Origin of the sequence: Mesorhizobium sp. M4A.F.Ca.ET.022.05.2.1, assembly GCF_003998845.1 — a bacterium.
Taxonomy (GTDB): Bacteria; Pseudomonadota; Alphaproteobacteria; order Rhizobiales; family Rhizobiaceae; genus Mesorhizobium.
The window spans coordinates 1-12,186 of record NZ_RZOJ01000159.1 but is presented as its reverse complement, the minus strand read 5'-3'; the positions used below and the strand labels follow the sequence as shown (position 1 = coordinate 12,186).

The window sequence follows — 12,186 nt, the reverse complement described above, 5'->3', positions numbered from 1 at the left end:
CGTCCTTAGTGATGCGCGGGGCGCCGAACGACTTGTCGATGACGACGTTGCGGCCCTTGGGGCCGAGGGTCACCTTCACCGCGTCGGCGAGGATGTTGACGCCGCGCAGCATGCGCTCGCGGGCATCGGAATGGAATTTGACTTCTTTTGCAGCCATTGGATTACTCCGTGTCTGGGCAGTTTTTCATTGACTTGATTGAGGGTTCTATCGAAGCCCCGGTCAGGCGGCCTTCTTGACCGCCGCGGCATTCTCGATCACGCCCATCACGTCGCTTTCCTTCATGATGAGCAGGTCCTCGCCGTTGAGCTTGATTTCAGTGCCAGACCACTTGCCGAACAGAATGCGATCGCCCGCCTTGACGTCGAGAGGCGTGAGCTTGCCGCTCTCATCTCGCGAACCAGGTCCGACGGCGATGACCTCGCCCTCCTGCGGCTTCTCCTTGGCGGTGTCGGGGATGATGATGCCACCGGCCGTTTTTTCATCGGCCTCGATGCGGCGGACCAGGATACGGTCATGCAATGGACGGAACGCCATATCGTTCTCCTTCTGGACAAACAGATTTTTGAGGTTCCTCCACACCGGACCGGCAATATCGGATCGGTGCGGGGTGCGGTGACCCCTCGCGGGCATCGCGCGCATATCGAGCTAGTTCTGCGACTTTTCGGTTTCAAGAGGTTCGGCAGAATTTTTTGGCACTCGCACCAATCGAGTGCTAGTGCCATGAAAACATGTGGCTAATTTGGATTACAGCCGCGCATTCCCGCTTGAATTTTCCCGACGAAGGAACAAGATAATCCAAGCCTTCGCCGCCGGCGATGGCGTCAAACCGGAGTCTGACAAAGGAGCTTTTGGAAAGACGGAGGACCACGATGGACCGACACAATCCCAAGCCGATCAACCTTTCTCTTGTTCCCGAAACATCCGACCTCGCGCTCGACCGTTTGTTGTCGCCGGCGCGCCATTTCACCCATCCAGACGACGTCCTTAAGGAGGATACGCTCGACATTCAGGAGAAGCGGGCGATCCTCTCATCCTGGGCCTCGGATGCCTGCGCGGTGGAATCCGTTCCGACGCTGCGCCGACCGCCGGGAGCCGAGCAGACGATCTCCTTCGATCAGATCATGGATGCCCTATGCCGGTTGGACGACGCAAACCGCCCGATCCCGGCTGAGAGTGGCCACAGGCACATGTCTGACCGCCTGGACGCCTGATGTCGTAAGTCAAGGAGACGCATATGGTCACTGCGGTCAGCAGGGAATTCCGCCTGCAGATGGAAGGCTACGGCCTGACCACGGCCGAAATCCACTACCATTTTCCTGACCACCCGAGCCTGCTTCAGCTCTATGTCTGGCAGGAATACGATCTTGCGCCGAACTTCCCGGAGCTGAAAGGCTTTCTCGACTATTGGGAAAGCGAGCTGGACGGCGCGCTGCACTCCGTGCGCGTCGCCCACCACCGGCTGATCAAGCCGTCGGAATGGCGCGCCGTGGACGGGGTCATTGCCATCCAATAAAGCTCATCTCGGGCCGCAGGGCGCCGATCATCCGTGGTTGGCTTGACTTGCGAGGAGCGCGCGCTGCCGGCAGAACCAACCCAGCCCGCCTTGCCGCCCTGAGGAAGGCCTTGTGCGCATCGCGTGCGCTGCGCCATCCGTCCAGCGCGTCGCGGCAGGCGCGCGCGGCAGCACGCCAACTCCCTCCGCGCGCCCAATGGGGCCACTGCTGGTCCAGGCATTCCAGTGCCTCGAAGCTGCTGGCGACCTTGCGTGAGGCGGGGGAAAATTCCAGGGTAACAGGTTCGGGAAAACGAACGTCGTTCATCACTTCCTCCGTTTTTGATGTCTTTTGCCAGCAAGCAATCGTCCTGCTCGGGGCGCCAAGGAGCTCTTGCCGCATCGGAGCGCTCAATCGTCCTTGTCGGCATCAAGGAGGTCGATCAGTTCGGCGACGCGCGTGCCCGGCAGCGGCCGTCCTTCGCCCATCAGCGCCTCATCGCCGTTGAGCCAGGCCCAGGCCTCACTGAGTTCCTCGAACGAGGCGCCGGTGGACAAGATATCGGCGATGAGCGTTTCGTCGATCGGCCCAAGGACCGAGACAACGTCCTTACGTGTCATTATCATCGTTTCCTCCGTCCATGTCCGGAAACGGACGCCACCACGGGCTTCTCGATGGCATCCTCGACGCCATCTGGGTCAAGGGCGTATGGCTAGCTGCTACAGGACATCGCATCCATGGGCTGGTCGCCCGGTCCCGATCCGCATCGGCAGGAAGCCTATCTGGCGGGGGCAATTTCTTCCTTGCCAACTCGCATCCCCAGCCAGCGCTCCAAGGACTGGCGCTTCGTCGTGGTTTCAGATGATCAGAGAGATCCGAGGCCATGTCGCTCTCCGCTTGTACTGATCCTTTTCGCGATCGACCGGATGCTGCGGCGGTACGGAGACCGCCGCTGCGAATTTCAGGCATCAGTTTGCAAAGAGTGGTCCGCGCCGATCTTCGGGCCTGTCATCCATGACGGCGCCACGGGGACATCCTCGATAACCCCGACCCTGCGAGCCCAAGTCGTAAAGGTTTTGTGTGCCGCCTCGACAGACTTCCCGCCGTCGTAAGCGGAACAGCACGTTTCAGATGCCGCGTTGTGAAGAAGGCCACGTCTTTCGACCGGCCATTCCTCAAGGAACTCTATGGCATCCATAACACAGTCGATCCTTCGGAGAACGAAGCCGTCGTCCCTCACAAAAATCGGCTGCTTGAACGTTCCACTTTCCATAGCAACCTCCTTCTGGCCGTGGAGCGCATACGAGACCCATTCAGCGGGAATAGCCGTGCAAGGCACAATTTCCGCTCTGACGCGATGGGCGCTCTCGTCACGGAAAAAATATTGGAAGTGCCTCTTGTGAGTTCAAGAGAGTGGCACACCGGGTTTCCACCCTTCCGCGGCGGTTTGACTGGCTTCCGATTCAATGACCCTCCGTCCGAAGAAATCCGCAGTGCCGGCTAGCCGCGCCCCCAATTCATTTTCCTTTGGCTCGCAGCTTGCCGCCCTGAGCCGAGGGTGGAGGATCTGGTCTGGGCTTCCTGTCACGAAGACAACGACCATGCCCTTGCCGCGTGACAGTTCCGATGCGATCTGCGTGGCGTTCTGCAGTCCCTCCCCGATTGGCGAAGGACGGCGGCGGCTCAATCCGCCGCCGCCCCAACTGCCTCAGTGCTTGATTTCGATGCGCTTGGCCTGGGACTGCGCTTTCGCGGTCTTCGGCAGCGTGACCGTCAGCACACCGTTCTTGAAGCGGGCGTCTATCTTGTCCTGCTCGACCTCGTAACCGAGGCGGATACGGCGCTCGAAGCGGCCGTAGTAGCGCTCTGAGAACTGCCTGTCCTTATCTTCCATCTCCGAGCGCTTCTCGCCCTTCAGCGTCAGCACGCCATCGTCGAGCAGGACCTCGATGTCCTTCTCCTCCAGACCGGGTACTTCGGCGGTCACCTTGACCGCCTTCTCGCCGTCGGAAATCTCGACGCTCGGCCAGCCGCCGCCGAAGGAAGAAGCCCTGCTAAAGGCCGGCAGGCTGGAATCAAAGCCACGGAACACGTCGTCGAACAATCGATTCACCTCGCGATGCAAGGACAGGAATGGATCGCGATCATTGTCTCGAAAGACGCTCGGAAGCTGGTCGCCATTGCCACGGCTCCACGGAATAAGATCACGGACACTCATATGTCGTCTCCTTCTGTTCGGTCATGGATTACAATACTTTCCGGCGCGCCGGGCCCATCGTCCGGCGCCTTGTCCAGTCGGTCACCGGACAGCGTCAGGCAGCCTGGGTGTCGGCCTCGATCTGCCTCGCCTCGGCTTTCGGCTTTGCCTTGACGCTACCGATTTCGATGCGGCGCGGCTTCATCTCTTCAGGAATCTCGCGCTTGAGATCGATCGTCAGCAGACCGTTCACAAGGCTGGCGTTCACGACCTTGACATGGTCAGCCAGTTCGAACCGTCTACGGAAGGCCCTTTCGGCAATGCCGTGGTGCAGGTATTCGGCATTGTCTTCCGCGGGCTTCTGGCCGGACACCATGAGCATGTTGTGCTCCTGGGTGATGTCCAGCTCATCCTGCGAGAAGCCGGCCACCGCCATGGTGATGCGGTAGTCGTCCTCCCCTTTTTTGGCGATATCGTAGGGAGGCCAGTTGTCGACTGTCTCCACACGGCTCGCGGCTTCGAGCGCGTTCAACATTCGGTCGAAGCCGATGCCCGACCGGAACAGGGGGGTGAAGTCGAAAGTGTTTCTCATAGCCACATCCTCCTTTGAGCAACATGGGTACAAGCTTGCTGTCGGACGCTTTCTTGCATCCGTCCGACAGGCCGGTCCCGAAATGGGCCTCCGGCATTTTACGATTTAGTTAGGCGATTTCGCCATTCAAGGTCTGAAAGGCAGTCTGCCTGCTTAGTCCGCTCGGGACGATTTTCAAGACTATGCCGCGCCACGGGATTGCGGCGCATTGCGGCTGGCGATGCGGGGCGGCGGCCGAATGGCCGTCGCCCCGAGGTCGATTGCTTATCAGACGTGCAACGGTCTCCCCGTGGTTTTGACTGGCGTCATCGTTCCGTCTTCCACCAGGATGTCCTTCTTCCTAGCGAACCGCACAAGAATGCCGCGCGCGGTCTCTGCGTCGATGTCGCCGGCCAGCGCGGCTTTGCAGGCGCGGATCGCCGCCTTTTGCTCCGGACTGTTGCCACACCAATCCGTGACGAACTGGTAGGCATCGACAACGGAGTTCAATTGCCGCGGAAAACCAAGCCCGACCCAAACGCGAACGGGCTTTTCGAAAGGCTGGGAAAGCATCATTTCCTCCCTCCGAAACAGTCAGGCGGCAATGCCGCCGGTCTGGCCCATCTTCGCGCCGGCCATCCAGGGCATCGCCGTGGCGCCATCCTCGAGGATTTTCACCGACCGGGCAAAGCCGGCGAACGCGTCGCGGGCGACTTTCAAAGGCACGCTGCCGTCGAAGGCGCGGCAGCATGCCCGCTTAGCGGTCTCATAGATCACTCCGCGCCGGTGCGAAGGCCATTCATCGAGGAAATCGAAGGCTTCCTCAAGGCAGGCTATTTCCTGAATGAGACCTTCCGCGGCTCTCACGAACAAAGGGCTTTCGAATGTTCTCTCGCTCATAGAAACCTCCAATTCTTTGAACGATTTCGGGTTGTTGACGATGGTCGCCCCAACGAACGGCGGCGACCTGCGAAAAATATGTGAAGGTCGATTTCCAGCGTCAAGACCGGATGATCACAGTCGCAAAAATTTCTGGGAACCTAGCTCTCGATAATGTCGCAAGCGAGTTCGCGGGGGTGTGCCGATGAGCGCCGACGACTCGCCAAGCGTATCTGCCGGTAGGTAGTCCATTCCATTAACGAAAGAGCCAAGAACAAATGCCTGGCCTCCAGCCCGCGTTTCACACTGCCTTTTATGCGATTTTCGAAGCACACAAATCGGACACGGATAGGCAGGTTCCCGTGTTTTCGACGCGGTTGACGTCGATAGCCCTCACCCCCTTCAGCGGCTCCGGCCGAGCATTATTAAAGGCTGCGAGGGGCCGCAACGGAACGTCCGTTTTTCCAGATGATCGGCAACAAAGCGACCTTGCATCCGCCCTATGCGCCCGGCTTGTCCGAGACTGTAAAGGTGCGCTAGCGTCGGCTAGGAAAGCGAGACTTACTAGCCGCTGCAGCACCGCTGCATGCCTATTCCGCTGCTATTCTGACTCCGGACTTATTAATGAGCAGAACCGCGATTTCATCAACAGCCTGCGCCGCCCGTTTCAGGATCAGTTCGGAGCGCAGCACGCCATCTGTGAAGTCCTTGTCGGTCGCGTAGACGGCTGTGGGCAGCGCGAAAGCCTCGAAGAAACCGAAAAGCGGCCTGAGCTGATGCTCGACGATCAAGGAATGGCGCTCGCCGCCTCCGGTGGCGGTGAGAACCACCGGCTTGCCTCTCAGCGCCGACGGATCGATCAGGTCGAAGAAATGTTTGAACAGCCCGGTATAGCTGCCCTTGTAGGTCGGCGAGCCTACGACGAGCACGTCCGCGGCAATGACGTCTGAAAGTATCGCCTGCGCCCGCGCGTCGAGGTCACGCGCCCATTTGGCGGTGCCCAACGACAGACCGACATCATCGATGTCATAGGTTCTGGAAGAGAGGCGGTGGCGGGTGGCGATGTCCTGCACGATGAGGTCGACGAAGGCGCGCGTCTTCGACGGGCGGGTGATATTGCCGGAAAAACCGACGATTGCTGGATTTGACATTGGGGCGGACTCCGGGGTGGCTCCTGGATTGATCTGTAGGCGGCTCGGCGGGGCCGCCGCTTGGGGAAACTTGGTCGACGCCGACGGGCTCGACGGAACGGCGCGATTCAGCTCCAGGCGTGCAGCGGCGGCTTCTCGCCGTTGAGGAAATACTTGCCGAGGATCGAATATTTCCACCGCACCGGATCATGCAGCGTGTGGGTGCGGGCATTGCGCCAGTGCCGGTCGAGATTGTGCTCGGCAAGCGTCGAGCGCGTTCCGGCAAGCTCGAACAGCTTGTTCGTCGCCGCAATCGCGATCTCGGTCGACAGGATCTTCGCCTCCGCCGTGACGACCTGGGCGTGCGCCACCGTCTCGGCGGTCGGCTCGGCGACGGCTGTGTCGATGGCGTGGCCGGCCTTTTCCAGCAGCGCCTGCGCGGCGTGCAGGCGAAGCGTCAGATCACCGATGGCCTGGATGGTGTAGGGATCGTCCCAGGCATTGTCGACGCCACTGTCGATCCAGGCACGGCTCTTGGTCCGGACGAACTGGACCGTCTCGTCGATCGCCGCCTGCGCGATGCCGGTGTCGACCGCGACCTGGATGATCTGGAAGATGGCGCCGTCGGCGGTCGGCTTGTCATAGCCCTTGTAGCCGGGCACGAGATGCGTCTTCGGCACCTTGACGTTGTCGATGATGACCGTGCCCGACAGCGTCGTGCGCTGTCCGAAGCTCGACCAGTCGTCGATCACCGTCAGGCCCGGCGCGCCGCGGTCGGCGATCGCGTACCAGGCGCGGCCCTCATCGTCGAGCGCCACGATCGGCACCAGATGCGCCAGAAGCGCTCCGGACGAATAGAACTTCTGGCCATTGACGACGACGTGGTCGCCGGCGTCGGTGAAGCGTGTCTCGAAATCGGCGGCGCGCTTGGAGCCGAATTCCGAGAAGGCGTTGCCGAACCGCGTGCCTTTCAGCACTTCGGGAAAGAGCACTGCCTGCTGGTCCTTGTCGGAGACGGTGCGGATGGCGGCGACGACGCCGAGATGGTTCTGCGCGATCTGTCCGATCGAGGAGTCGGCCGCCGAGATGATCTCGATCACCTTGGCTAGCGTCGCGTAGGACACTTCGGGGCCGCCGAACGCCTTCGGCACGTTGATCGACCACAGGCCGCTCTGCGAGAACTGATCGAGCTCGGCCACGGGCCAGACCCGGTCGCGGTCGCGCCGGGAGGAGTCCTTGACGAATTCGGCGGCGAGCCTCTGGGCGACCGCGATAGCCTCGGCGTCGTCCTTGATGATGTGCGCCGGCTCGGCTGGCCGCGCGACGGGTGGCACGGCGGCCGCGGCCTTGTCGGTCTTGACGTTGGACACAGTCATTTCATTCTCCTTCGGATTTCGGTTCAGGCGACGGCATGAAGATGGACGGCCGGCGCGGCGGGCGAAGCCTGCTGGCCGAGATAGAAGGCGCGCACGTCCTCGCGCTGGCGCAGCTCCGCCGCCGGTCCGGACAGGACGGAAACCCCGTTCTCGAGCACGGTGGCGTGGTCGGCATATCTGAGTGCGACGGCCGAGTTCTGCTCGGCGACCAGGATCGACAGGCCGGCCTCCCGGTTGAGCTTCCTCAGCGCCAGGAAGATGTCCTGGACGACCAGCGGCGCGAGCCCCATGGACGGCTCGTCGAGGACCAGCAGGCGGGGGCGTGACATCAGCGCCCGGCCGATGGCCGTCATCTGCTGCTCGCCGCCCGAGGTCAGCCCGGCAAGCGTGCGGCGCTTCTCGGCCAGCCGCGGGAAGAAGCCGTAGATCCGTTCGAGGTCCTGGTTGATCTCGGCGCGCCGGCCGCTGCGGCCGATGCCGCCGGAGACCAAATTCTCCTCGACGGTCAGGCTCTTGAAGCAGTGGCGCCCCTCCAGCACCTGGACAAGCCCGGCGCGCACGAGGTCGCCAGGCTTGCGGCGGGTGACGTCGCTTCCTTCGAAGCGGATCGCGCCGGCGTTGATCTGGCCGCGCTCGGCGGGCAGGAGGTTGGAGACCGCCTTCAGCGTCGTGCTCTTGCCGGCGCCGTTGGCACCGAGCAGCGCCAGGATCTCGCCGCGCCTGAGCTCGAAGCTGACGCCGTGCAGCGCGGTGATGGCGTGGTTGTAGGTGGCGTGGATTGTGTCCACGACAAGGATGACGTCATTGCCTGGCATCGCGTCTTTCCCGGTTGTTGCAAATGAAGTGACCGGGCGCCGGAACCTGGTCCGGCGCCCGCTCGAGTGGATCAGTTGGTAGCGGCTACCGCGTCGGCATCGGCGGCTGTGCGCAGCTTGATGCCCTTCTCCGCCGCGTAAGCCTCGGCCGACTTCTCGATGATCGGCCGCAGCAGCGCCCAGTCGGGGGCGATCCAGTCGGAGACGACGTTCCACTTCTTGCCGTCCCACTGCTGGAAGGTCACGTAGCCTTCGCCTTCGTGATTATCCCAGCTGACATTGATGGAGTGGAACAGGTCCTTGGCGCCGAGCGCCTCGACCTTGGCCGGATCGAGTTTGAGATGCTCGAAGCCCCAACGGACCTCGTCGCCGGTCAGCGTGCGATGGCCGAACTTCTCCTGCGCGATGCGGATGGCTTCGACATTGAGGATGCCGTTGACGATGCCGAGGTTGTGATAGACCGAGCCGATGCGCGACTTGTCCTCGAGGTTGCCCTTGCCGGCGTCGTAGACGGTCTTCACGATCTCCTTGACCACCGGATAGCTGTTGCCGGAGGCCTGCGTGGTGATGGCGGTGTAGCCCTTGGCGGCGTCGCCGGCGGGGATGACGTCTTCTTCCGAGTTCGACCAGACGTTGCCGATGATGTGGTCGACGGGATAGCCGACCTTCACCGCCGTCTTCAGCGCCACCGGGTTCATCACGCCCCAGCCGCGCAGGACGACGAAGTCCGGCTTGGCGCGGCGGATCGTCAGCCATTGCGATTGCTGCTCGTTGCCGGGATGCGGCACCTCGATCTGCTGCACGGTGAAGCCGTATTTCTGCGCCAGCAGCTCATAGATCGGGATCGTCTCCTTGCCATAGGGCGAGCCGTGATAGAGCACGACGATCTTCTTGCCCTTCAGCTTGTCGATGCCGCCTTCCTTGGAGGCGATGTAGTTCACGATGCCGGACGTCTCGCTGTAGGGATTGAGCAGCAGCGGGAAGACGTAAGGGAACACACGCCCGTCGGTGGAGTCGGTGCGGCCGTGGTTGACCGTGATCAGCGGCACCTTGTCCGAAGTGATGCGGTCGATCATGGCGTAGGCGATGCCGACCGAGAGCGGGTTCCAGGCAGCGGCGCCGGCATGGCTCTTCTGCCGCTCGTAGCACTCGACGCCGCGCTCGACCTCATACTGGGTCTCGCACTCGTCCCACGTCAGCTTGACGCCGTTGACGCCACCGTCGCGGGTGTTGATGAGGTTGAGATAGTCGATGAAGCCGCCGAAGAAGCCGGTGCCACCGGCCGCATAGGGCCCGACGCGATAGCTCTGCAGCGGGAAATACTGCTCGTCGGCGTGGGCGGCCGGCAAGGCCACCGACACGGCCAGTGCCGCCGACAGCGCGACTGCCTTTACTGTGGTTAGGAAGGTCATGGTTGAGGTACTCCCGGTTTGGCCTTGTTCGGCCTTGGTTCATTTTCCGATGTCTGGTTGGTCGGGGCCGCTGCCCCGAGCCGGCTAGCTCGATTGCCAGGCGAGCAGGAGCCGTCTTCGGACCCTGTCCCACAGGGCGACCAGCCCATCGGGTTCCAGGATCAGAAAGAGGATGATCAGGGCGCCGAACACGATGCGCTGGCTCATGTCGAGCACGCCTGAATCGAACACGTCGCCGAGCAGGAAATTGCCGAGGCGCGACAGCGCCAGCGGAAAGACCACGATGAGCGCCGCTCCGAGGAACGCGCCGCGTATCGAAGCGAGGCCGCCGATGATGATGATGAACAGGATCTGGAACGAGCGGTCGAGATTGAAGCCGGCCGGCTCGACGGTCCTGAGATAGGCGAAGGCCCAGATGACGCCGGCGACGCCGATGATGAAGGACGAGATGGCGAAGGCGAGCAGCTTCGTCTTCAGCACCGGTATGCCGATGATGCGTGCCGCCGTCTCGTTGTCGCGGATGGCGATGAAATTGCGCCCCGTCTGCGACTCGACCAGCCGGTAGGCGAGGAAGGTCAGGATGACGACGATCGTGAGCGCGAAGAGATAGCGGCCGACCGCGCCTTCGAACTCGAAGCCGGCGATGAAGAGCCTGGGCGCGTCGATGACGCCCGAGGCCGAGTCGTTGGAGAACCAGCTGAACTTGGTCAGCGCCCACTGCACGAAGAACTGCGCGGCGAGCGTCGAGACAGCCAGGTAGAAGCCCCTGAGTCGCAGGCTTGGCAAGCCGAAGACGATGCCGATGGCGGCGGCGACGAGGCCGGAGAGGATGATGCTGGCGACGAGCGGCAGGCCTTCGATGCGCAGGTTGAAATTATAGGCCGCGAAAGCGCCTGCCGCCATGAAGGCAGCGCTGCCGAGCGACACCTGGCCGGCATAGCCGGTGAGGAGGTTCAGCCCGACGCCCGCCAGGCTGAGCGCCAGGAACGGCAGCAGGATCGCCTCGAACAGATAGGAGCCGCCGATGAGCGGCACGACCGTGTAGGCGAAGGCGACGAGGATCAGCGGCGCCAGCCATTTCGGCAGGCCTGCGTCCGTGGACAATTCGACTGCGGGCAATTCGGTTGCGATCGCGCTCATGGTCAGACCCTTTCGACAAGCTTCTGGCCGAACAGGCCGGAGGGACGGATCAGCAGAAAGACGAGCGCGACGACATAGGCGAACCAGCTTTCGATGCCGCCGCCGAAATAGTCGCCGACATAGACCTCGGCGAGCTTCTCGCTGGCGCCGATCAAGAGCCCGCCGACGATGGCGCCGACGATGGAATCGAAGCCGCCGAGCACGAGCACGGGAAGCGCCTTCAGCACCACCAGCGACAGCGAGAACTGGACACCGAGACGGGCGCCCCACAGCAGCCCGGCCACCAGCGCGACAAGGCCGGCCGCGGCCCACACACTCGCCCAGATCAGCGGCAGCCTGAGGCCGACGGCAAGTGCCGCGAACTGGTCGTCGGCGACGGCGCGGAAGCTTAAGCCGATGCGGGTGTAGCGGAAGAACAGCGACAAGAGCAGCACCATGGCGGCGGCCACGGCGGCGGCGAAGATGTCGAACTGGCTGATCAGCACGCCGCCGACTTCCAGCGGCACGTCCTCGATGCCGAGCTCGAGTCCGTGTACCTGTGTGCCCCAGATGAGCTGGGCGGCGCCCTCGATGATGTAGGAGAGGCCGAGCGTGGCCATGAACAGCGTGATCGGCGGTTTGTTGGTCAGCGGCCGCAGCACCGCGCGCTCGATGCCGATGCCGAGCGCCACCATGATGGCGAAGGTGACAGCAAGCGCCAGCGCGAACGGAACGCCGCGCTCGACGAGGCTGACGAAGGTCAGAGCCGCGAAGAGCAGCAGCGCCCCTTGCGCGAAGTTCAGCACGCCGGACGTCTTGTAGATCAGCACGAAGCCGATCGCGACCAGCGAGTACATGACACCTGAGAGCAGCCCCCCGGTCAGCACCTCGAGGAAGAACTGGTAGTCGAAATCGCCGATCATATGCCTGCCCCATCCTCATTGTCGGAGGCGACCCCGAGATAGGCATCGATGACGCGCTGATCGTTCCTGATCTCGTCGGGTGTGCCGTCGGCGATCTTGCGACCGTAGTCGAGCACGGCGATGCGGTCCGAAAGGCCCATGACGACGCCGACATCGTGCTCGATCAGCACGACGGTGGTGGCGAAGCGGTCGCGCGCGGCGCGCACATAGGCGGCCATCTCGATCTTTTCGCCGGCGGTCATGCCGGCCATCGGCTCGTCGAGCAAAAGC

At 62.6% G+C, this 12,186-nt stretch carries 16 protein-coding genes and 1 pseudogene; 2 read left to right on the top strand and 15 right to left on the bottom strand.

Annotated features, from left to right (window positions below):
* Positions 1-220 precede the first annotated feature (220 nt).
* The gene (locus EN745_RS18205; protein ID WP_127404937.1) at positions 221-535 is read right to left on the bottom strand and encodes a co-chaperone GroES; all 315 of its coding nucleotides are present in this window, start codon (positions 533-535) and stop codon (positions 221-223) included.
* 335 nt (positions 536-870) lie between these two features.
* Between EN745_RS18205 and EN745_RS18200 the strand changes: the two genes are divergently transcribed.
* Positions 871-1,212: a hypothetical protein gene (locus tag EN745_RS18200; protein ID WP_127421920.1), complete on the top strand. Its 342-nt coding sequence runs from the start codon at positions 871-873 to the stop codon at positions 1,210-1,212.
* A 23-nt stretch (positions 1,213-1,235) separates the two neighbouring features.
* Positions 1,236-1,514, top strand: coding sequence for an usg protein (locus tag EN745_RS18195; protein WP_126059229.1), 279 nt, complete (start codon positions 1,236-1,238; stop codon positions 1,512-1,514).
* Here EN745_RS18195 and EN745_RS18190 read toward each other — a convergent pair.
* From EN745_RS18190 to EN745_RS18125, 14 genes and pseudogenes are all read right to left on the bottom strand, one after another.
* Positions 1,498-1,821 (bottom strand): DUF982 domain-containing protein, encoded by a 324-nt coding sequence (locus tag EN745_RS18190; protein ID WP_127421919.1) that lies wholly within the window; start codon positions 1,819-1,821, stop codon positions 1,498-1,500. The genes EN745_RS18195 and EN745_RS18190 overlap by 17 nt on opposite strands.
* Before the next feature lie 83 nt (positions 1,822-1,904).
* Complete coding sequence (locus tag EN745_RS18185) at positions 1,905-2,114, bottom strand: hypothetical protein (RefSeq protein ID WP_348630964.1); 210 nt, start codon at positions 2,112-2,114, stop codon at positions 1,905-1,907.
* Between the two features lie 341 nt (positions 2,115-2,455).
* The gene (locus EN745_RS18180) at positions 2,456-2,767 is read right to left on the bottom strand and encodes a DUF982 domain-containing protein (protein ID WP_127421917.1); all 312 of its coding nucleotides are present in this window, start codon (positions 2,765-2,767) and stop codon (positions 2,456-2,458) included.
* 435 nt (positions 2,768-3,202) lie between these two features.
* Positions 3,203-3,712 carry an Hsp20/alpha crystallin family protein gene (locus EN745_RS18175; RefSeq protein WP_127421916.1) on the bottom strand — a complete coding sequence of 170 codons (510 nt, stop codon included), beginning with the start codon at positions 3,710-3,712 and terminating at the stop codon, positions 3,203-3,205.
* Between the two features lie 94 nt (positions 3,713-3,806).
* Complete coding sequence (locus EN745_RS18170; protein ID WP_127310912.1) at positions 3,807-4,283, bottom strand: Hsp20 family protein; 477 nt, start codon at positions 4,281-4,283, stop codon at positions 3,807-3,809.
* 267 nt (positions 4,284-4,550) lie between these two features.
* Positions 4,551-4,838, bottom strand: coding sequence for a DUF982 domain-containing protein (locus EN745_RS18165; protein ID WP_245482216.1), 288 nt, complete (start codon positions 4,836-4,838; stop codon positions 4,551-4,553).
* Between the two features lie 18 nt (positions 4,839-4,856).
* Entirely contained in the window at positions 4,857-5,162 is a 306-nt protein-coding gene (locus EN745_RS18160; RefSeq protein ID WP_127421915.1) for a DUF982 domain-containing protein, read from the bottom strand.
* 569 nt (positions 5,163-5,731) lie between these two features.
* Positions 5,732-6,292, bottom strand: coding sequence for an FMN reductase (gene msuE / locus EN745_RS18155; RefSeq protein WP_127421921.1), 561 nt, complete (start codon positions 6,290-6,292; stop codon positions 5,732-5,734).
* A gap of 107 nt (positions 6,293-6,399) precedes the next feature.
* Positions 6,400-7,647 (bottom strand): SfnB family sulfur acquisition oxidoreductase, encoded by a 1,248-nt coding sequence (locus EN745_RS18150; RefSeq protein WP_127421914.1) that lies wholly within the window; start codon positions 7,645-7,647, stop codon positions 6,400-6,402.
* A 23-nt stretch (positions 7,648-7,670) separates the two neighbouring features.
* Positions 7,671-8,462, bottom strand: coding sequence for an ABC transporter ATP-binding protein (locus tag EN745_RS18145; RefSeq protein ID WP_127421913.1), 792 nt, complete (start codon positions 8,460-8,462; stop codon positions 7,671-7,673).
* A gap of 71 nt (positions 8,463-8,533) precedes the next feature.
* Positions 8,534-9,874 carry an ABC transporter substrate-binding protein gene (locus EN745_RS18140; protein ID WP_126056345.1) on the bottom strand — a complete coding sequence of 447 codons (1,341 nt, stop codon included), beginning with the start codon at positions 9,872-9,874 and terminating at the stop codon, positions 8,534-8,536.
* Positions 9,875-9,958: 84 nt separating this feature from the next.
* The gene (locus EN745_RS18135) at positions 9,959-11,014 is read right to left on the bottom strand and encodes a branched-chain amino acid ABC transporter permease (protein ID WP_127421912.1); all 1,056 of its coding nucleotides are present in this window, start codon (positions 11,012-11,014) and stop codon (positions 9,959-9,961) included.
* Positions 11,015-11,016: 2 nt separating this feature from the next.
* Positions 11,017-11,913, bottom strand: a complete 897-nt coding sequence (locus EN745_RS18130) for a branched-chain amino acid ABC transporter permease (protein WP_189363079.1) — start codon at positions 11,911-11,913, stop codon at positions 11,017-11,019.
* A pseudogene (locus EN745_RS18125) lies at positions 11,913-12,186 on the bottom strand (ABC transporter ATP-binding protein); the annotation flags it as partial. The pseudogene EN745_RS18125 and the gene EN745_RS18130, both read right to left, overlap by 1 nt.